This is a genomic window from Mycolicibacterium neoaurum ATCC 25795 (assembly GCF_000691525.1).
Lineage (GTDB): Bacteria > Actinomycetota > Actinomycetes > Mycobacteriales > Mycobacteriaceae > Mycobacterium > Mycobacterium neoaurum.
The window spans coordinates 75,333-95,059 of sequence record NZ_JMDW01000002.1 but is presented as its reverse complement, the minus strand read 5'-3'; the positions used below and the strand labels follow the sequence as shown (position 1 = coordinate 95,059).

Annotated in this window: 17 protein-coding genes; 9 read left to right on the top strand and 8 right to left on the bottom strand. The window is 66.1% G+C overall.

Annotation, left to right across the window (positions count from 1 at the left end; all coding sequences use genetic code 11):
- Window positions 1–7 precede the first annotated feature (7 nt).
- From IC40_RS0101180 to IC40_RS0101165, 4 genes are all read right to left on the bottom strand, one after another.
- Window positions 8–811 carry an LLM class F420-dependent oxidoreductase gene (locus tag IC40_RS0101180; protein ID WP_030132949.1) on the bottom strand — a complete coding sequence of 268 codons (804 nt, stop codon included), beginning with the start codon at window positions 809–811 and terminating at the stop codon, window positions 8–10.
- A 27-nt stretch (window positions 812–838) separates the two neighbouring features.
- On the bottom strand, window positions 839–2,902 hold the full coding sequence (locus tag IC40_RS0101175) for a PhoX family protein (RefSeq protein WP_030132948.1): 2,064 nt from the start codon (window positions 2,900–2,902) through the stop codon (window positions 839–841).
- Between the two features lie 122 nt (window positions 2,903–3,024).
- Window positions 3,025–3,945, bottom strand: a complete 921-nt coding sequence (locus IC40_RS0101170) for an Rv0045c family esterase (RefSeq protein WP_030132947.1) — start codon at window positions 3,943–3,945, stop codon at window positions 3,025–3,027.
- Window positions 3,946–3,975: 30 nt separating this feature from the next.
- Window positions 3,976–4,572 (bottom strand): helix-turn-helix domain-containing protein, encoded by a 597-nt coding sequence (locus IC40_RS0101165; RefSeq protein ID WP_234411506.1) that lies wholly within the window; start codon window positions 4,570–4,572, stop codon window positions 3,976–3,978.
- A 149-nt stretch (window positions 4,573–4,721) separates the two neighbouring features.
- Here IC40_RS0101165 and IC40_RS0101160 point away from each other — a divergent pair, with 149 nt between their 5' ends.
- Window positions 4,722–6,368, top strand: a complete 1,647-nt coding sequence (locus tag IC40_RS0101160; RefSeq protein ID WP_234411507.1) for an alpha/beta hydrolase — start codon at window positions 4,722–4,724, stop codon at window positions 6,366–6,368.
- A 72-nt stretch (window positions 6,369–6,440) separates the two neighbouring features.
- Here IC40_RS0101160 and IC40_RS0101155 read toward each other — a convergent pair whose 3' ends face one another.
- The 4 genes from IC40_RS0101155 to IC40_RS0101140 all read right to left on the bottom strand — a co-directional run bounded on the left by IC40_RS0101155 (window position 6,441) and on the right by IC40_RS0101140 (window position 10,054).
- Window positions 6,441–7,538, bottom strand: coding sequence for an inositol-3-phosphate synthase (locus IC40_RS0101155; protein WP_030132944.1), 1,098 nt, complete (start codon window positions 7,536–7,538; stop codon window positions 6,441–6,443).
- Window positions 7,539–7,575: 37 nt separating this feature from the next.
- A complete protein-coding gene (locus IC40_RS0101150; RefSeq protein WP_019512173.1) occupies window positions 7,576–8,124 on the bottom strand; it encodes a PadR family transcriptional regulator in 549 nt (182 codons plus the stop codon).
- A gap of 156 nt (window positions 8,125–8,280) precedes the next feature.
- The gene (locus tag IC40_RS0101145; RefSeq protein ID WP_030132943.1) at window positions 8,281–9,150 is read right to left on the bottom strand and encodes a DUF1707 SHOCT-like domain-containing protein; all 870 of its coding nucleotides are present in this window, start codon (window positions 9,148–9,150) and stop codon (window positions 8,281–8,283) included.
- A 16-nt stretch (window positions 9,151–9,166) separates the two neighbouring features.
- Window positions 9,167–10,054: a DUF1707 domain-containing protein gene (locus IC40_RS0101140; protein ID WP_030132942.1), complete on the bottom strand. Its 888-nt coding sequence runs from the start codon at window positions 10,052–10,054 to the stop codon at window positions 9,167–9,169.
- 81 nt (window positions 10,055–10,135) lie between these two features.
- Between IC40_RS0101140 and IC40_RS0101135 the strand changes: the two genes are divergently transcribed.
- The 8 genes from IC40_RS0101135 (at window position 10,136) to dnaB (ending at window position 19,672) form a co-directional block, all read left to right on the top strand.
- Window positions 10,136–10,570 carry a DUF5318 family protein gene (locus IC40_RS0101135; RefSeq protein ID WP_030132941.1) on the top strand — a complete coding sequence of 145 codons (435 nt, stop codon included), beginning with the start codon at window positions 10,136–10,138 and terminating at the stop codon, window positions 10,568–10,570.
- Complete coding sequence (locus IC40_RS0101130; protein ID WP_420866102.1) at window positions 10,563–13,058, top strand: transglycosylase domain-containing protein; 2,496 nt, start codon at window positions 10,563–10,565, stop codon at window positions 13,056–13,058. The genes IC40_RS0101135 and IC40_RS0101130 overlap by 8 nt, the downstream gene beginning before the upstream one ends.
- An 11-nt stretch (window positions 13,059–13,069) precedes the next feature.
- Window positions 13,070–14,728, top strand: a complete 1,659-nt coding sequence (locus IC40_RS0101125) for a glycosyltransferase family 87 protein (protein ID WP_191293456.1) — start codon at window positions 13,070–13,072, stop codon at window positions 14,726–14,728.
- A 170-nt stretch (window positions 14,729–14,898) separates the two neighbouring features.
- Window positions 14,899–15,189 (top strand): 30S ribosomal protein S6, encoded by a 291-nt coding sequence (gene rpsF / locus IC40_RS0101120; protein WP_018603055.1) that lies wholly within the window; start codon window positions 14,899–14,901, stop codon window positions 15,187–15,189.
- A 100-nt stretch (window positions 15,190–15,289) separates the two neighbouring features.
- A complete protein-coding gene (locus IC40_RS0101115) occupies window positions 15,290–15,802 on the top strand; it encodes a single-stranded DNA-binding protein (protein WP_030132938.1) in 513 nt (170 codons plus the stop codon).
- Window positions 15,803–15,837: 35 nt separating this feature from the next.
- Window positions 15,838–16,101 (top strand): 30S ribosomal protein S18, encoded by a 264-nt coding sequence (gene rpsR / locus IC40_RS0101110; protein WP_019512180.1) that lies wholly within the window; start codon window positions 15,838–15,840, stop codon window positions 16,099–16,101.
- Window positions 16,102–16,115: 14 nt separating this feature from the next.
- Complete coding sequence (gene rplI, locus IC40_RS0101105; protein ID WP_030132937.1) at window positions 16,116–16,571, top strand: 50S ribosomal protein L9; 456 nt, start codon at window positions 16,116–16,118, stop codon at window positions 16,569–16,571.
- Window positions 16,572–17,035: 464 nt separating this feature from the next.
- Complete coding sequence (gene dnaB, locus IC40_RS0101100; RefSeq protein ID WP_030132936.1) at window positions 17,036–19,672, top strand: replicative DNA helicase; 2,637 nt, start codon at window positions 17,036–17,038, stop codon at window positions 19,670–19,672.
- The last annotated feature ends 55 nt before the right edge of the window (window positions 19,673–19,727 follow it).

The following is a 19,727-nucleotide window of genomic DNA, read 5'->3' as shown; positions in this document are numbered from 1 at the left end:
GGACCGATCAGCCCTGTGCGCGCTGATCTCGCCACCGCACCAGCGCTTCGGCGAGGCCCAGGTCGTAATCGGGTCCGTTGACGCCGATGGTCAGCAGGGTGACGCCCAGCCCGACGAGCGCCTCGGCTCCGGCCAGCGCCGCCTCGACGCTCTTCTCCGGAACCCCGGAGGACCGCTCGATGGCGCCGGGATCACGGCCCACGTCGGCGCAGTGGGAGTCCAGCACCTCGGCCAGACCGGGGTAGGTGTCGGCATCGGTGAAGCCATGCCAGATGTGCGCGTGCTCGGCGACCAGACGCAGCGTCTTGCGCTTACCCTGACCGCCGATCAGGATCGGGATCTCGCGCACCGGTGCGGGGTTCAGCTTGGCCAGCCGGGACCGGATCCGGGGGAGGTCTGCGGCAAGGTCGTCCAGCCGGCTACCCGCGGTGCCGAACTCGTAGCCGTACTCGTCATAATCCTTCTGCTTCCAGCCGGATCCGATGCCCAGGATCAGCCTGCCGTCGGAGATGTTGTCGACGGTGCGCGCCATATCGGCCAGCAGCTCGGGGTTGCGATAGGAGTTGCAGGTGACCAAGGCGCCGATCTCGATGCGGGAGGTCTGTTCAGCCCAGGCGGCGAGCATCGTCCAGCACTCGTAATGCGCACCGTCGGGATCGCCGTACAGCGGGAAGAAGTGGTCCCAGTTGAAGGCGACGTCGACGCCCATGTCCTCGGCGCGCCGCACCGCGTCGCGGATATGGCCGTACCCGGGCGAGTGCTGGGGTTGTAGCTGCACGGCGATGCGCACGGGGCGCTCGGTGGAAGTCATGGTCAATCAATACCCCGTGCGCGGTGATTACACGCCGATACTGCCGCCGTCTCGCCAGACCGCCACCACCGAGGGCTTGGCGGTGCCGTTGCCGCCCTCGGGCCACCGCGACAGCGGGTCGTCGATGCTGTTGTCGTCGTTCTCGCCCGGGTGCTGCACACACACGGTGACCAGGTCGTCGGTGATGACCGGCCCGCAGGTCTCGGCCCCCAGCGGCACGGTCAGGAATTGCTTGGTCAGTCCGCGGCTCGGCCCGTCCAGGGAGACCGCGAAAAGTCCGTCGTTGGAGTCCAGTGCGTTGCCGTCGGTGGACACCCACAGGTTGCCGTGGCTGTCGAAGGCCAGGTTGTCCGGGCAGGAGATCGGGCTGACCTTGGTCTTGTCGAAGCCACCGAAGTAGCTGTCGGCCGCCTCCGGGTCACCGCAGACCAACAACAGCTCCCAGGTGAAGTCGGTCCCGGTGTGGTTGTCGGTGATCTCCAGCACCTGGCCGTTCTTGTTGTCGTTGCGCGGGTTGGCGGCGTCCGGTCCGGCCTTGCCGTCGGCGCCCCGGTTGCTGTTGTTGGTCAGTGCGACGTAGACCTTGCCGCTCCTGGGGTTGGCCTCGAAGTCTTCGGGCCGATCCATCTTGGTGGCCCCGGCCTTGTCCCCGGCGAAGCGGGTGAAGACTGCGACCTCCTCGGCCGACATGCCGTCGACCAGAGATTGGGCCGTCCCGCCCGGCCCGGACCGCAACAGCGGAATCCAGGAACCGGTGCCTGCGAACTTCCCGGCGGCCGGCAGGGCGCCGGAGCCGTCGATCTGGTCGGCCGGGATATCGCTGGACAGCTTCGCGACGTACAGCGTGCCCTCGTCCAGGATGGTCATGTTGTGCGCCATGTTGCCTGGCTGAATCTTCTTGGCGGAGACGAACTTGTACATGTAGTCGAACCGCTCGTCGTCGCCGGTGTACGCGACGACGGTGCCGTCGTCGGCGACGTGGATGGTGGCGGCCTCGTGCTTGAAGCGACCCAGCGCGGTGTGCTTGATCGGTGCCGACGCCGGATCCCACGGATTGAGTTCGACGACGTAGCCGAAGCGGTGCAATTCGTTGGGAGTCTTGGTGATGTCGAAGCGCGGGTCGAAGGTCTCCCACTTGCGTTCGGTCGGTTCGGATTCGACGCCGTAGCGCTTCAATCGGTCGGCGGTCACACCGGTCGGCGCCGGTGCCCCGGCGGGCGCGCCGAAGTAGGAGTTGAAGTTCTCCTCACCGGAAAGCACCGTGCCCCAGGGTGTCACACCGCCAGAGCAGTTGTTGACGGTGCCCAGCACCTCGCGGCCGCTGGCGTCCGCGGCGGTCTTGAGCAGGTCGGTGCCCGCGGCGGGCCCGACAATGGTGAACGGGGTGTCGGCCGTGATCCGGCGGTTGTAGCGACCGAGTACCGGACGCAGACCGTCGGCGGTGCGCTGCACCTCGACCACCGAAAGGCCGTGTGCGGCAATGCCTATCTCGAACTGTTCGCGGGTCGGGTTGTCGGCGTCATAGCCCGGGTGCATGAACTGCTCGGTGGTGTACTCGTGGTTGGTCACCAGCAGGAATCGGTCGTTGCTTCCCTCGATGGGCAGCAGGCCGGCGAAGTCGTTGTTGAATCCGAACTGCTGACGCTGCGCGGCCGCGCTCTGCCGGTTCACGTCGAAGACGGGTGCGCCGGGCAGCACCGGATCACCCCAGCTGATCACTACCGACTGACGGTAACCGTCGGGGATCACCACGGCGTCCTCGCTGTTGGGGGCCACCGGGGTGAAGTTCATCCCGGCCGGTACCGGCGGCTCCGCGGGTGCGGCCGATGACGATGTCGCCGCCGTGTCGGATCCGCTGCTCGAGCAGGCGGCCAGTGCCGAGCCTGCGCCGACCGCCAGTACGGCCATACCGGCGGTTTTGAGCGCCGACCTGCGCGATACCGCGGCCAGCACCTCGCCGAAATACTCGTTGTCGCTGGTGTTCGGCACCGGCTTGGAGCAGGCATCGCCGCAACGGTAGCGGCAGGTGACATGTTGACGCGACGACCGACCGTCATGTGCGACAAAAAGGTTCAGCGGTATGAGCGCCATGGCGTGCGAGGATCCTTCCACCCGAAAGACCGCTCGTGGGCTGGACGAACGGTTCGCGGCAGAAAGCTACGGCAGCCGGGCTAGCAATCGGCAAGCAGCAGGTTAACGGAAGTCAACAACTCTTACCGCGCCAGCACACCGCGCAGGATCTCGATCAGCTTGACCGGTTGGTCGCCCTGCACGGAGTGCCCGGCGTCGGCGACGATGTGGGTCTGCAAGAAGCCGGGGGCGTTGGCGGCGAACGCCTCGGCGTCCTCGTCATTGACGAAATGGGAGTTGGCTCCGCGCACCAGGGTGGTCGGCATGGTGATCGATGCGACATCGTCCCAGAGACCCTGGAAGGAGGCGGGCATGCCGGCACTGTCGTCCCCGGCGGGCCGGCGCATGGTGTCGTAACGCCATGTCCAGGTGCCATCCTCGAGACGCTTGGCATTGTGAAAGACGCCCCGGCGCAGGGATATCCGGTCGCGGTGTGGGGCGGCGGCGATGGTGACGTCGAGCATCGCCTGAAACGACGGGAAGGTGCGCTCACCCTGCACCAGTGCCACCGCGCCGAGCTGCGCCTTGGACATCTGCTCGTGGCGCTCGGGGGCCGAGGGCGTGACGTCGACCAGGACCAGTTCCTTGACCAACGCGGGCTCGGTGGCCGCGATGCGCAGCGCGGTCAGTCCGCCCAGCGACATTCCGACCACCAAGCGCGCATCGGGCGCGTGCTCACGCAGCACCGGCGCGATGATGTCGGCGTTGATCTTGGGTCCGTAGTCACCATCGGTGCGCCAGGCCGAGCGCCCGTGCCCGGGCAGGTCGATGGCCAGGGCGGGCAACCCGAGTCCGAGAACGACGGTGTCCCAGGTGTGGGCGTTCTGACCGCCTCCGTGCAGGAAGACCACCTGCGGGCTTTCGTGACCCCACTTGATGGCGCTGATATCACCGAGGTCCAGCCGGCCGGCGCTGGGCAGCGGCCCGGCGACCCCGGCCTGTTCGGCGTTCTCGGGCAGCAGGGCGAACTCGTCGAGTTCCAGGAGGTCATCGTCGGAGAACATGAACCGACTGTATAGAAGTGGGTGGACCACTCATCCGAAGACGTGTTGTGGGGGCGGCGGGTCGGCGAAGATCGCCGGGACGACGAAGGTGTGTAGATAGCGGCGAGCGGTGTCGGCCGTCTTCGATCCCGGGACGATGCCGAGTAGCAGTGTCAATGCGGTCGTCATCAGAAACGTGGCGATATCGCCGGGCGCCAGCCCGGGGCGGAACACGTCGTCGGAATGCTCGGTGACCGCGTCGACGAGTTGTTCGATCTGCTCGGGTAGTCCGCTGGCATGAGCCACCAGGTAGGCCATGGTGCCCTCATCGGTCTGCTCGGACATGGTGCTGAGCAACGGGTCGTTGATCAGCTCGGTGGACACGATGACCAGACTCTCCACCAGAAGCGTTGCGATATCGGCATTCTCGGGTAAGCGCGCCAGGATGGCCCGCTGGTGATACTCGGTGCGGCGATGCACGAGCGCCTCCAACAGCTTCTGCCGATTGGGGAAATGCTGATACATGGCGGCGCGCGAGTATCCGGCCCGGCGGGCGATGAGTTCCATCGTGGAGGCCTGGAAACCGCGATCGAGAATGAGCTCCTCCGCGGCGTCCATTAGTACCGTGCGCGCCTCGTCGGCGCTCATGCCGCCCCCTACGGGTCTGCCCCGGGGGCGGCGTGCGGGTGTGGCGGACACCCGCCGAGATTAGCGCGAGCAATATATAGACAGCTAAACCCTGGTGTCTATATATTACGCCTGGCTGGTGCGGATACCGGAGATGAGGGGGATGGGACGTGGGAGTTCATCGGGGTCTGTTCGGCGCGGCGGGCTGGTTGTCGGCGGCCGCGGTGGCGGTGATCATGCTCGTGCCGGCTCCGGACGCGGCGGCCTCACCGGACTCGGAAATCGGTCGATCGAACACGGTTGAGAGTTCCGCGCAACGTGGTGCCTCTGGTGAGACTGCCGAGGGCAGCGAGAACGCCGACCCCGCCGATCGCGGGCCGGTGGAAGGGCAACGCACGGATGACTCCGACTCCGAGTCCGCCGATGACGGCGACGTTCGCGTCGGTAGAGCCGGTGATGACCCGCTCGAGCCGGTGTCCGCGACGCGTGAGTCACCACGGCGAACGGTCATCACCGAGACCGCAGACCGAGATCTGATCGCGCAGGACCGCAGTGACAAGGGAGGCGATGCCGCCAAACACCGCGCCGACGATAAGGACGGCGACGTCCGCGAAATCGACGACCGGAAGAGCACAGCGGTCGTCACTTCCGCATCCGGCGATCTGACGGCACCGGCGGCCGTCGCAGACGCCGGGTCGGCGACCCCCGCGGACGCGGTGATAACAGCGCCCCCGACGGGTGCACCGCCGCTGGTCAACGTGATCGGTTCGATGGTGCTCAATCTGCTGATGGGTGCCATCCATCTGATCGACGGGCCACCGACACTGCCACCCGGATCCACCGTCACCGTCCGAACGTCCACACTCGACGTACCCGTCGCCGGCGGCCGAACCGTGCAAGCCGACTGGTACTTCCCCAAGGATGCCGACCAGTCCACGCGCCTGATCTACCTGCAGCACGGGTTCATGGCCAGCGGTCCCATGTACAGCTACACCGCCGCCCGGATCGCCGAACGGACCAACAGCATCGTGGTCGCGCCCTCGCTGTCGTCGAACTTCTTCGATCCGGCAGCTGCGTGGGTGGGTGGTGACCCGATGCACCGGGCTGTGGCCGAACTCTTCGTCGGCGATCGAGAAGCGTTGGTGCAGAGCGCACGTGCCGCAGCCGGGTATCAGATCGTGCTGCCGCAGACGTTCGCCTTCGTCGGTCATTCCGCGGGCGGCACCCTTGTCACCGCGGCTGCCGGTTACCTGGCCCGAAAGGACGAACTCGATGATCTGGTCGGTCTGGTGCTCTTGGACGGTGTGGAACCGGCGAGTTCCCGGGCGGTCTCTAATGCATTGAGCGCGTTGACCGGAGAGCACGAGCGACCGATCTATCTCGTCTCGTCGCCACGCTACTTCTGGAGCCGGGGTGGCGACATGGCCGACAAGCTGCAGGCGGCTCGCCCCGACCGATTCAATGGCGTCTCCCTGGTCGGTGGCCTGCACACCGACTACTCCCAGAGCGGAAATATGTTGCTGCAGTTCGCCCAGTACGTCATCACCGGCTTCTCGGCCGAACACAATGTCCAGGCGGCGGCCGATATCTCCATCGGCTGGCTCGACGACCTGTTCGACGGCACCCGCGACGGGCTCTATGGTGCCCCCGGCCAGAGCTTCGAGATCGCCACACGAGCCGGTACGGCCGAGGCGGTGGTGTTTCCACTGGGACCGGATCAGGGATCACCGCTGCAACGCCTTGTCGATGGATTCTTCGCGATCATCTTCGACTGGGCGGGACGAAATGTGTTCGTGTACGAGCCGATGCCGGTCTGAGTTGATCAATGCACTGCGCCCACCGCGCGGGATGTGGTCCCGGCGGTGGGCGCAGTTGTCAGAGCGGGAGGATCAGCCCTCGATGAAGGCTTCCAGCTGGGCGCGGGCGACGTCGTCGGCCAGCTGCTTGGGCGGGCTCTTCATCAGGTAGGCCGAGGCGGGCATGATCGGGCCACCGAGGCCGCGATCCTTGGCGATCTTGGCCGCGCGCACGGCGTCGATGATGATGCCCGCGGAGTTGGGGGAGTCCCAGACCTCGAGCTTGTACTCCAGGTTCAGCGGCACATCACCGAACGCGCGACCCTCGAGGCGGACGTAGGCCCACTTGCGGTCGTCGAGCCAGGCGACGTAATCCGACGGTCCGATGTGGACGTTCTTGTCGTAAACCTTATCCGCCAGCGAGCCGTTGAGGTTGCTGGTGACGGCCTGGGTCTTGGAGACCTTCTTGGACTCCAGGCGCTCACGCTCGAGCATGTTCTTGAAGTCCATGTTGCCGCCGACGTTGAGCTGGTAGGTGCGGTCCAGCGTGACACCGCGATCCTCGAACAGCTTGGCCATCACGCGGTGGGTGATGGTGGCACCGACCTGGCTCTTGATGTCGTCGCCGACGATCGGCACACCGGCGTCTTCGAATTTCTTGGCCCACACCGGGTCCGAGGCGATGAACACCGGAAGCGCGTTGACGAAGGCGACTTTCGCGTCGATGGCGCACTGGGCGTAGAACTTGTCGGCCTCTTCGGAACCGACGGGCAGGTAGGAGACCAGGACGTCTACCTTGTTGTCCTTGAGCACCTTGACGACGTCGACGGGCTCGGCATCGGAGACCTCGATGGTCTCGGAGTAGTACTTGCCGATGCCGTCGAGGGTCGGGCCGCGCTGGACGATGATGTCGGTCGGCGGAACGTCAGCGATCTTGATGGTGTTGTTCTCCGACGCCGAGATCGCCTCTGACAGATCGAAGCCCACCTTCTTGGCATCGACGTCGAATGCGGCGACGAACTTCACGTCGCGCACATGGTACGGGCCGAACTTGACGTGCATCAGGCCTGGTACGGAAGCGTTCTCATCGGCGTCGCGGTAGTACTGCACACCCTGGACCAGAGAGGATGCGCAGTTGCCGACTCCGACAATCGCGACCCTGACCTCGTTGGGCGCGGTGGTCTCGGACATGGGTGTTCTCCTTCTCCTGCTGAAATTCCGGTGCTGGTTACGGCTGCGGTTCGGGTGGGCTCTGTGCGACGCGTTCGGCCGCGATCAACTCGTTGAGCCATTTCACTTCGCGTTCACTGGACTCCAGGCCCAGCTGGTGAAGCTGCTTGGTGTAGCGGTCCAGTGAGGTGCTGGCCCGTGCGATCGCCTCGCGGAGACCTTCGCGGCGTTCTTCGACCTGTCGCCGCCGGCCCTCCAGGATGCGCATGCGTGCTTCGGCCGGAGTCCGGTTGAAGAACGCCAGGTGGACGCCGAACCCGTCGTCGGTGTAGTTCTGCGGTCCGGTGTCGGCGACCAATTCGGTGAAGCGCTTCTTTCCCGCATCGGTCAGCTGGTAAACGCGGCGAGCTCGCCGCATCTTCGGGGTGCCGTCGGGTGCCGCGTCCTCGACGATGAGGCCATCGGCCTGCATGCGCCGAAGTGCCGGATACAGCGACCCGTAGGAGAACGCCCGGAACGCGCCCAACAGACCCGTCAGGCGCTTGCGAAGTTCGTACCCGTGCATCGGCGACTCCAGCAGGAGGCCCAGAACGGCGAGCTCCAGCATCGAATCACCTCCCCAGACGGCCGACCGCTACGACGGATCGACACCTCGGCGAAGTGTATCGCGCCGATATAACCAACGCCACTGGGACATCACGACGACGCGATCACCGGGGATCGGCTGGGTGTCTTGCGGGTGAATTACCCGGCGCCGCGAGCCCTAGGAGCTCGGGTAGTTGATGCGCTTGACGGTGGCATCGCCGTTGAACTCGATATACCCGCTGTTACCGAAGTTCGGTGTGACGTAAATGCTGATTTCGATGCTCTCCGGCGGCGCCGTCATATCGGTGTTGGGACCGATGCTGACATGGAGGGACTTCACCTCGGCCGGATCGATGCCGAGGGTCTGCGGGGCGCCGCGGATGAGGCCGACGAACTTCGGTACGTCGAATGCCGCCAGGTCCACCACCCGCGCGTCGCTGCCGGTGCTGGTCTCGGACGGGTCATCCCACCCGCCGCGGTAGCTGTAGCTGAGCACCCTGCGTGGTTCGTTGGGATCGGGGCGTTCCAGCGACGCGTAGTCGTCGAAGATCGTCAGGTCGTAGCCCTTGGTGTCGCCGAACTTCTGACGCATCTGTTCGAACAGGCCGTTCAGCCCACCGAGCGACTGCAGCTGGCGCGGCGCGGTGAGCACTGTCGCCGGGATGCCGTCGGACTTCGCGCCGGGGTCGGTCTGGAAACTGAACGGTGACGAGGTGTTCCCGTACAGCCCCCAGCCCACCGCGATGCCGAAGATCACCAACACCGCCGCGGCCGCGGCGCGGATACCCCAGCCCGCTCCTGCACCCATCGCCCGAGCGGTTCGTTCGGGTTTCAGGTCGGGCAGTTTCACCGGTGAGCTACCGGTCTGCAGATCGCTCACCAGCGATTGCAGCTCGCCGAGGGTCGCGGCGGTGGTGGCGGTGGCCACCCGCTGACGGTGTTCCTCCATGGACAGCTGTCCCTCGGCCATCGCAGTGTCGAGCACCTTGCAGGTGTCGTCACGGTCGGAGTCCCTGGCCCGGGTTCCCGCAGTCTGTCGTGTTGCCACGAGAGGATCGTAGGACTCAGCTGGGCTTTTCGATACGGAGCACCGTGCCGGCCGGGTCGAGGTAGATATAGCCGTTGGTGCCGCCGTCGGTGGACACCCGGACCAGCAGCTCGAGCCCGCCGGGGCCACCGTCGGGACCGCTGACGTGGTCCACGTCGAGGTAGGTGTCCATCACATCGGTGGGAGCGATGCCCAGCGTCGCCGGGGCGGCGTTCCACGCGGCGACCGCCGCGGGGACGTCGAAGGCCGCCAGATCGGTCAGGTCGTCGCCATCGGAACGCGCTCTGCTCGACGGTTCGCCCCAGCCGCCCTGAAATGTGTAGAGCAGCCGCTTCTCGCCGGTGGGGTCGGGAACCGCCAGATACGCCCGACCCGGATTGAAGGCCAACTCGTAGCCCATGGTGCTACCGAACCGTGTGCGGATCTCCTCCAGCAGTCCGGTCATGCCCTCAACGGTGTTCATATACCGCGGCAGGTTCAGCACCAGCGGGGGCGGCTCGTCGACGGCAGGCACGGCACCGGTGGTCACCGGCGGCGGGATCAGCACCTCGGGGGTGGCGGCCAGAGGATGGTCCTCGGGCGGGGCGTCGTCGCGGGAACCGGAGAACACCAGCGTGCCGAGGACCCCCAGTCCGACGACGGCGGCAGCGCCGGCGATGACAAGGTTCCTGGTCCGGTGCGGTCGCCGGCGTTCCTGCTCGGCGCGGGGCCCGGCGTTGTGTTGCAGGTCGGCGGTCAGATCGTCCAGGTCGCCGAGCGTGGTGGCGGCCATGGCGGCTGCGATGCGCTCCTGGTGCTCGACCATGGAGAGCTGGCCTTCGCTGTGTGCTGCGTCGAGCAGCGCGCAAGTGGCATCGCGGTCGCTGTCCTTCGCGCGTGTTCGCCCTGTGAATCGTGCCGCCACGACAGGAGATAGTAGAAGTTCGGGCGCCGTTGCGCTGCCGTCACGCCTCGGTAGCTGGGGGGCCGACGTACTCTGGTGATCGTGCGATTGCAGCGACAGGTGGTGGATTACGCCCTCCGGCGTCGATCCCTGCTGGCCGAGGTGTACTCCGGGCGTACCGGTGTCACCGAGGTGTGCGACGCCAACCCCTATCTTCTGCGGGCCGCCAAGTACCACGGCAAGCAAAGCTCGGTGACGTGCCCGATCTGCCGGAAGGAACAGCTGACGCTGGTCTCATGGGTGTTCGGTGAGCACCTTGGTGCGGTATCGGGTTCGGCACGCACCGCCGAGGAATTGGTCCTGCTCGCGACACGCTACGACGAGTTCGCGGTTCACGTGGTGGAGGTTTGCCGCACTTGCAGTTGGAATCATCTGGTGAAGTCATACGTGCTCGGTTCGCCGCGGCCCAAGGACGGGACGCAGCGGCCGAAGGGCACTCGGACGGCGCGCTCCGGCGCGCGTACGGCCAGTGAATAGCGAAGGGCGCCACAGCAATCCGACGGGGGGTGCCGATTCTGGGCGGCCCGTCGGTGCCGGGCGACCCCCGAATCCGACTCCGCCCGACGCGCGCCGTCAGCCGCCCGAACCCCAGCACGCCCGCCCGCGCGCCGGCGGCGGCATCCCCGATGACCGCAAAACCGCGCTGATCCCCCCGGTGCGCGCGGACGTGGCACCGCATCTGCGGGATCCGATCGATGTGGTCAAGGCCGCACTCGACGGCGCCCCGCCGCGTAAACCACCCCCTCCGGTCGGTACGGGCGGGCCCGGCGGCCCAGGTGGGCCGTCCGGGCGCCGTCGCCCCGGGTCTCGCCGATTCGAGTGGAAATGGGTGCGCCGGGCGGTCTATGCCGCGCTGGTGGTCTTCCTGGTTCTTCCTGCGGTGACCTTCGGGATGGCCTACATGATCGTCGAGGTCCCCAAGCCCGGCGATATCCGGACAGCGCAGGTGTCGACCATCCTGGCCAGCGACGGCAGCGAGATCGCCAAGATCGTTCCACCGGAAGGCAACCGGGTGGACGTGAAGATCGACCAGATCCCGGTCCACGTTCGTGACGCGGTGATGGCAGCCGAGGATCGCGACTTCTACTCCAACCCGGGCTTCTCGTTCACCGGGTTCGCGCGTGCCTTCCTGAACAACCTGTTCGGCGGTGGCGGTGGTCTGCAGGGTGGTTCGACGATCACCCAGCAGTACGTCAAGAACGCGCTGGTCGGTGACGAGCGCTCGGGTGTCGGCGGCCTGGTTCGCAAGGCCAAGGAGCTCGTCATCTCCACCAAGATGGCGGGCGAGTGGTCCAAGGATCAGGTGCTCGAGTCCTACCTCAACATCATTTATTTCGGGCGTGGTGCCTACGGCGTCTCGGCGGCCGCTCAGGCCTATTTCGGCAAGCCCGTCGAACAGCTCAACGTCGCCGAGGGTGCGCTGCTAGCGGCGCTGATCCAGCGGCCTTCGACGCTGGATCCGGCCGTGGATCCCGAGGGTGCCGCCGCCCGCTGGAACTGGGTGCTCGACGGCATGGTCGAGATCGGCGCGCTGTCGCAGGCCGATCGCAATGCCCAGGTCTTCCCAGCTACGGTGCCACCGGATTTCGCCAGCCAGGCCAACCAGACCACCGGCCCCAATGGTCTTATCGAGCGGCAGGTCACCAAGGAACTGCTCGACCTGTTCGATATCAACGAGCAGACCCTCAACACCGAGGGTCTGAAGATCACCACCACGATCGACCCGCAGGCACAGAAGGCCGCCGAGGAGGCGGTCGCCAAGACACTCGACGGCCAGGACCCGGACATGCGGTCGGCGGTGGTGTCCATCGATCCCAAGACCGGTGGAGTGAAGGCCTACTACGGCGGTTCGGACGCCAACGGCTTCGACTTCGCCCAGGCCGGTCTGCCCACCGGCTCGTCCTTCAAGGTATTCGCCCTGGTGGCCGCGCTGGAGCAGGGCATCGGATTGGGCTACAACATCGACAGCTCACCGCTGGAGCTCAACGGCATCAAGATCACCAACGTCGAGGGTGGCGGTTGCGGTAACTGCAATATCGCCGAGGCACTCAAGCGCTCGCTGAACACCAGCTACTACCGTCTGATGCTCAAGTTGCAGAACGGTCCGCAGGATGTGGCCGATGCCGCCCACCAGGCCGGTATCGCCGAGAGCTTCCCCGGTGTCGACCACACCCTGAGCGAGGATGGCCAGGGCGGACCGCCCAACAACGGTGTCGTCCTGGGTCAGTACCAGAGCCGCGTCATCGACATGGCCTCGGCATACGCCACGCTGGCCGCCTCCGGGGTCTACCACCGGCCGCACTTCGTGCAGAAGGTCGAGGACTCCTCGGGCAATGTGCTCTTCGATGCGTCCCAGCAAGGCGACGACGGTGAGCAGCGCATCCCGGCCGACGTCGCCGACAATGTGACCGCCGCCATGCAGCCGATCGCCGCTTATTCCAACGGCCACAACCTCGCCGGTGGCCGCGCGTCGGCGGCCAAGACCGGGACCAACCAGCTCGGTGACACCGGTGCCAACCGGGACGCCTGGATGGTCGGTTACACCCCGTCGCTGTCCACCGCCGTCTGGGTCGGCACCACCGGCGGCGACAAACCGCTCGTGAACCAGTGGGGTGGGCCGGTTTACGGATCGGGTCTGCCGTCCGATATCTGGAAGGCGACCATGGACGGTGCGCTGGAGGGCACCGACAACGAGACCTTCCCGAAGCCCACCGAGATCGGCGGATATGCCGGACCGCCCGTGGCCGCGCCGGCCCCGCCGCCACCCCCGGACACCCCGGTCCCGCCGGTGCCATCGGAGACGGTGATTCAGCCGACGCTGGAGATCGCACCCGGTCTGACGATCCCGTGGGGACCGCCGACCACCGTGCCGATCGGCCCGCCGCCGCCCGGTGATCCCAACGCTCCCGCGCCGCCGCCCGGTCAGCCACTGCCCCCGGGACCGCCGGGCGCTCCGCCCCCGTGACGGCTGGGGACGTGACGCCGGAGCCGGAGGGGACGGTATCGCCGGCACCGCTGGCCGGGACTGTATCGCCAGCACCGCTGGCAGAAGACCTGCGCAGCGCCGACAACCGCGACCTGCCCAGCCGCAACGACGTCCTCGCCGGTGCGCTGGTCGGTCCCGTCGGCGGCCCGGTCGGCAGGCACGCGCTGATCGGGCGGACCCGGTTCCTCACCCCGCTGCGCGTGATGCTGCTGATCGCCCTGGTGTTTCTGGCGCTCGGTTATTCGACCAAGGCCGCCTGCCTGCAGTCCACCGATACCGGGACCGCCGCGCAGCGGGTCGCCAACTGGGAGAACCAGCGCGCCTACTACGAGCTGTGCTACTCCGACACCGTCCCGCTTTACACCGCAGAACTGTTGAACCAGGGCAAGTTTCCCTACAAGTCGAGCTGGATAGAAAAGGACGGCGACGGTAAGCCGCACGTCGTCTACGACGGCAGTGAGCCCGTCCGGTACATGGAGTATCCGGTGCTCACCGGGATCTATCAGTACCTGTCGATGACACTGGCCAAGACCTATTCGGCGTTGACGACGGTCGTCTCGGTACCACTGGTGGCCGAAGTGGTGATGTTCTTCAACATTTCGGCCTTCGGGCTGGCACTGGCCTGGCTGTTGACGGTGTGGGCGACCGCGATGTTGGCCGGGCGCCGTATCTGGGATGCGGCGCTGGTGGCCGCCTCTCCGCTGTTGATCTTCCAGATCTTCACCAACTTCGACGCCCTCGCGGTGGCGTGCGCGACGGCCGCGATGCTGGCGTGGGCACGGCGGAAACCGCTGTTGGCCGGCGTCCTGATCGGTACCGGTGTGGCGCTGAAGCTGTATCCGGCGTTGCTGCTCGGCCCGCTGCTGGTGCTGTGCCTGCGGACCGGGCGGATGCGCGAGTTCGCCAAGACCGCAGGCGCCGCGGCGCTGACCTGGGCTCTGGTCAATCTGCCTGTGCTGCTGCTCTTTCCGCGAGGATGGTCGGAGTTCTTCCGGCTCAACTCGCGCCGCGGTGACGATATGGACTCCATCTACAACGTGGTGAAGTCGTTCACCGGCTGGCAGGGCTTCGACCCGGGCCTCGGGTTCTGGGAGCCCCCGACGGTCACCAACACCGTCTCGGCAGTGCTGTTCCTGTTGTGCTGCGCCGCCATTGCCTACCTGGCGCTCACCGCGGCCCGCCGCCCACGGTTCGCCCAGCTGGCCTTCCTGGTGGTGGCGGCCTTCCTGTTGACCAACAAGGTCTGGAGTCCGCAGTTCTCGCTATGGCTGGTGCCGCTGGCGGTATTGGCCCTGCCGCATCGACGAATCCTGTTGGCATGGATGACCATCGACGCGCTGGTCTGGGTGCCGCGGATGCTCTATCTCTACGGCGAGCAGAACCGCGGCCTGCCCGAGCAGTGGTTCACCACCACGGTGCTGCTGCGCGATATCGCGGTGGTGGCACTGGTGGTTCTGGTGGTGCGTCAGATCCGCCGCCCGGAATCCGATCTCGTGCGTCGTCACGGTGTCGACGATCCATCCGGCGGCGTGTTCGACCGGGCGCCCGACGATCCGCCGCGCTGGCTGCCGTCGTGGCTGCGACCCGCGGTCGCCTCTGCGCCCACGGCGCCCGTTGACTCTGCGCCCACGGCGACAAAGGTCGAGTAACCCCCGCCCTCACCGCAGAGTCAACCTCTGCATGGCGCCGACGCGTGACTGGCTCGCGATTTCGCAGATCACGGCCCGTTCCTGTACCTTGGAGCGGTTGCCGACGCAGGCGACCCTCCTGCCACGGACACGCCGTGGCCGCAACGACCATAGGAGGTGATGGGTTCCTTATGCGTCCATACGAAATCATGGTCATCCTCGACCCCACTCTCGACGAGCGCACCGTAGCTCCCTCGCTGGAGACGTTCCTGAACGTCATCCGCAAGGACGGCGGCAGCGTCGACAAGGTTGATATCTGGGGCCGCCGCCGGCTGGCCTACGAGATCGCCAAGCATGCCGAGGGCATTTATGCGGTGGTCGATGTCAAGGCCGAGCCCGCGACCGTTTCCGAGCTGGACCGCCAGCTCAACCTGAACGAGTCCGTGCTGCGCACCAAGGTGATGCGGACCGACAAGCACTAGTCCGTGCGACACCGTGTGCACGTCGGTGCAGTTCCGTAGGCTCGCCTCCGACTGCTCTCGTACACATACTCCGCTTTGACTAGACGCCCAGGAGGACCTCGTGGCTGGTGACACTGTCATCACTGTTATCGGAAACCTGACTGCCGATCCGGAACTGCGTTTCACGCCGTCCGGTGCCGCCGTCGCGAACTTCACCGTGGCTTCCACGCCGCGGACGTTCGACCGCCAGACCAATGAGTGGAAGGACGGCGAAGCGCTGTTCCTTCGCTGCAACATCTGGCGCGAGGCTGCCGAGAACGTGGCCGAGAGCCTCACCCGCGGATCGCGGGTCATCGTGTCGGGTCGGCTCAAGCAGCGGTCCTTCGAAACCCGTGAGGGTGAGAAGCGCACCGTCGTCGAGCTCGAGGTCGACGAGATCGGTCCCTCGCTGCGCTACGCCACGGCCAAGGTCAACAAGGCCAGCCGTGGTGGTGGCGGCGGTGGATTCGGCGGCGGAAACAGCGGTGGTGCGCCACGCGGCGGCGGTTCCGATCAGCAGCCCAAGGACGACCCGTGGGGCAGTGCGCCCGCGGCCGGTTCCTACAGCGGCGCCGACGACGAACCGCCCTTCTGACAACGATTTACATCATTTGAGAAAGAGATAGATCCATGGCCAAGTCCAGCAACAAGCGGCGGCCGGCACCCGAGAAGCCGGTCAAGACCCGCAAGTGCGTGTTCTGCTCCAAGAAGGGCAAGAACCAGAACATCGATTACAAGGACACCGCGCTGCTGCGCACCTACATCAGCGAGCGCGGCAAGATCCGTGCCCGCCGGGTGACCGGCAACTGCGTGCAGCATCAGCGCGACGTCGCTGTTGCCGTCAAGAATGCCCGCGAGGTGGCTCTGCTGCCGTTCGGTTCGTCGACGCGGTAGGGGAGAGACACACCATGAAGCTCATTCTCACCGCTGAGGTCGAGCACCTCGGAATCGCCGGCGACGCCGTCGAGGTCAAGGACGGCTACGGCCGCAACTACCTGCTGCCGCGCGGCTTGGCCATCGTTGCCAGCCGCGGTGCCGAGCGCCAGGCGGAGGAAATCCGTCGCGCCCGCGAGATCAAGGAAGTTCGCGGCGTCGAACACGCGAACGAACTGAAGACCGCGCTCGAGGGTCTGGGTACCGTCACCCTGCCCGTGAAGGCCTCCGCCGACACCGGCAAGCTGTTCGGCTCGGTCACCCCGGCTTCGGTCGTCGCCGCCATCAAGAAGGCCGGCGGCCCGAACCTGGACAAGCGCACCGTCGAGCTGCCCAAGGCCCACATCAAGGCCACCGGCACCCACCAGATCGGTGTGAAGCTGCACCCCGGCGTCACCGCCGCGGTCCAGCTCGACGTCACCGCTGGATAGCTCAAGCAGTCACCCGATGCCCGGGTGGGAAGCCCTTGCTTCCCACCCGGGCATCGTCGTGCATGCCCAGCGAACACAATTCCGAGATTCTGAACACAGCAACATCGTTTGCTGTTAACCTCGCCGGCTTCCGGACGTTATCCAACACGCCCGAGCGGGCAACCCGATGAGACACGCCGGGGCAGTTGATGTCCACAGCTGTGAACACCTCCAAACCGGTCTGCAACTGCGGGTTTGGCCTGAGCGCTGCCGTTCATCCACAGGTTGTCCCCAGACCGTCAACATTGTCCACCTGAGCTGTGCACACGCCATCCACAGGGCTATCAACAGGGCCGAATTGCACCGGCCCGAGCAAAGCCATATGTTGGCCGTCGCAGGCTCGTCGGCGCATTGTCGGAGGGTCGCTGTAGCGTGTTGATCGAACACATTTGCGATAGATCTGCTAGTGGAGGTGGGGGCGCTTCGTGGCGGTCGTAGACGACTTCAGTCATTCCGGTGGACACTCTGATCTCGATGAGCCGCCCCGTGAGGACTTCGGACGCCAGCCGCCGCAGGACATGGCCGCCGAGCAGGCCGTCCTCGGCGGCATGCTGCTGTCCAAGGACGCCATTGCCGACGTCCTGGAGAAGATGAAGTCTGCGGACTTCTACCGTCCCGCGCACCAGGACATCGCCGATGTCATCCTCGATCTCTACGACCGCGGAGAGCCCGCCGACGCGGTGACCGTCGCCGCCGAACTGGACCGGCGCGGACAGTTGCGTCGCATCGGTGGCGCCCCGTATCTGCACACCCTGATCTCGACGGTGCCCACCGCCGCCAACGCCGGCTTCTACGCCACGATCGTGGCCGAGAAGGCGCTGCTGCGACGCCTGGTCGAGGCCGGTACCCGCGTGGTGCAGTACGGCTACGCGGGCGCAGACGGCGCCGATGTGGCCGATGTGGTGGACCGGGCCCAGGCCGAGATCTACGACGTCACCGAGAACCGGAATCAGTCCGAGGACTTCGTGGCGCTGGAGGATCTGCTCCAGCCGACGATGGACGAGATCGACGCCATCGCGTCTTCGGGCGGTATGTCGCGTGGTGTGCCCACCGGCTTCATCGATCTGGACGAGATCACCAACGGGCTGCACGGCGGGCAGATGATCATCATTGCGGCGAGGCCTGGCGTAGGGAAGGCGCTGGCGTTGGACACCCCGCTCCCGACGCCAACCGGCTGGACGACGATGGGCGAAGTCGCCGTCGGGGACTTCCTCATCGGGGACGACGGCTTGCCGACGCGGGTTGTCGCGGCGACGGAGGTGATGGTCGGCCGTCCCTGCTACGAGGTCGAGTTCTCCGACGGGACAGTCATCGTGGCCGATGAGCAGCATCAGTGGCTGACGGATACGCGTGCTTCACGCAAGTCCGCACAGGCGGCCGCGACCGGTTACGATCGGTACAAGAATCAGCGCACGTTCGCCCAAGTACGCACGACCGGAGAAATCTCCCGGACATTGCGTTGCGCGACGCAGGACCGGCGGCTCAATCACTCGGTGTCCAATGCCAAGCCGTTGGCGGCCGCTGATGCCGACCTGCTGGTTCCGCCGTACACGCTCGGGGCCTGGCTCGGCGACGGCACCAGCGCGGCCGCGCAGATCACCACGGCAGATCCCGAGATTCTCATGCGGATAGAGGGCGAAGGCATCATCACCCGTCCGTCAGTGTCGCCGATGCGGTACCAGCTGGTGCTGCCGGCGTCGCCGGTGATTCAGAGCAAGCCGTGCGTGGTCTGCGGTGAACTGTTCGTTCCCAGGACCAGCCAGGTCCGGACCTGTGGCAGGAACTGTGGTGGCCGTGCTCGCTCGACGCCTCCCGTTCCTGCCCCTACCTGCTCGCAGTGTGGGGGACCTTCCTGCGGCATGATCCTGTGCCAGGCCTGCCGCAACTCGGTTGGGTCCGTGCAGGCTCGCTTGCGGACCATCGGAGTGCTGGGTGACAAGCACATCCCGATGCACTACCTGCGGGCGTCGGAGGTCCAACGACGCGCCTTGCTGGCCGGGCTTCTCGACACCGACGGCACGGTGACGAACGGCGGCTCGGTTCAGTTCAGCGTCACCAGCCGCCGGCTGGCCGCTGATGTCGAAGAGCTGATCGTCAGTCTCGGCTACCGCTGCCAGCTGTCGACGAAGCGGGTGCATGGCCGCAGCGAGGAAACCTCGACCGCGTACACACTGACGTTCTCGACCGAGGACATTGTCTTCGGCCTTGAGCGTAAAGCCTTGCTGCACAAGGAACGTCGTGCAAACAGCGGATCGGCACGGCATTCGTCCCGGTTCGTCGTCGATGTTCGTCCGGTCGGCTCGGTGCCCGTTCGGTGTGTGGAGGTCGACAACGGCAGCCACATGTACCTCGCGAGCCGATCGATGGTGCCCACGCACAATTCCACACTCGGGTTGGACTTCATGCGGTCCTGCTCGATCAAGAACCAGCTCGCCAGCGTCATCTTCTCGCTGGAAATGAGCAAGTCCGAGATCGTCATGCGCCTGCTGTCGGCCGAAGCCAACATCAAGCTCGGCGATATGCGATCAGGCCGAATGAATGATGACGACTGGACGCGGTTGGCGCGGCGCATGAGTGAGATCAGCGAGGCACCGCTCTACATCGACGATTCGCCGAACCTGACCATGATGGAGATCCGCGCCAAGGCTCGTCGGCTGAAGAAGAAGGCCGACCTCCAGCTGATCGTCGTGGACTACCTACAGCTGATGAGCTCGGGCAAGAAATACGACTCACGCCAGCAAGAGGTTTCGGACTTCTCCCGAAGCCTCAAGCTGATGGCCAAGGAACTGCACGTGCCGGTGGTCGCGATCAGTCAGCTCAACCGTGGTCCCGAGCAGCGCACCGATAAGCGCCCGCAGGTGTCTGATCTGCGTGAGTCCGGCTCGCTGGAGCAGGACGCCGACATGGTCATGCTGTTGCACCGTCCCGACGCCTTCGACCGCGAAGACCCCCGTGGCGGCGAGGCCGACATCATCCTCGGCAAGCACCGTAACGGCCCGACCGCGAATATCACTGTGGCGCACCAGCTTCACCTGTCGCGGTTCACGAATATGGCGCGGTAACCAGCGCTTGCCTGGGCCGACGACAGCGCGGGAACTGCCGCAAAGCTCTCGCTGC

Bases quoted from the DNA above. Each gene is read 5' to 3' on its own strand.
- IC40_RS0101180 (WP_030132949.1), bottom strand. From the start codon at position 811: ATGACTTCCACCGAGCGCCCCGTGCGCATCGCCGTGCAGCTACAACCC.
- IC40_RS0101175 (WP_030132948.1), bottom strand. From the start codon at position 2,902: ATGGCGCTCATACCGCTGAACCTTTTTGTCGCACATGACGGTCGGTCG.
- IC40_RS0101170 (WP_030132947.1), bottom strand. From the start codon at position 3,945: ATGTTCTCCGACGATGACCTCCTGGAACTCGACGAGTTCGCCCTGCTG.
- IC40_RS0101165 (WP_234411506.1), bottom strand. From the start codon at position 4,572: ATGAGCGCCGACGAGGCGCGCACGGTACTAATGGACGCCGCGGAGGAG.
- IC40_RS0101155 (WP_030132944.1), bottom strand. From the start codon at position 7,538: ATGTCCGAGACCACCGCGCCCAACGAGGTCAGGGTCGCGATTGTCGGA.
- IC40_RS0101150 (WP_019512173.1), bottom strand. From the start codon at position 8,124: ATGCTGGAGCTCGCCGTTCTGGGCCTCCTGCTGGAGTCGCCGATGCAC.
- rpsF (WP_018603055.1), top strand. From the start codon at position 14,899: ATGCGTCCATACGAAATCATGGTCATCCTCGACCCCACTCTCGACGAG.
- rpsR (WP_019512180.1), top strand. From the start codon at position 15,838: ATGGCCAAGTCCAGCAACAAGCGGCGGCCGGCACCCGAGAAGCCGGTC.
- rplI (WP_030132937.1), top strand. From the start codon at position 16,116: ATGAAGCTCATTCTCACCGCTGAGGTCGAGCACCTCGGAATCGCCGGC.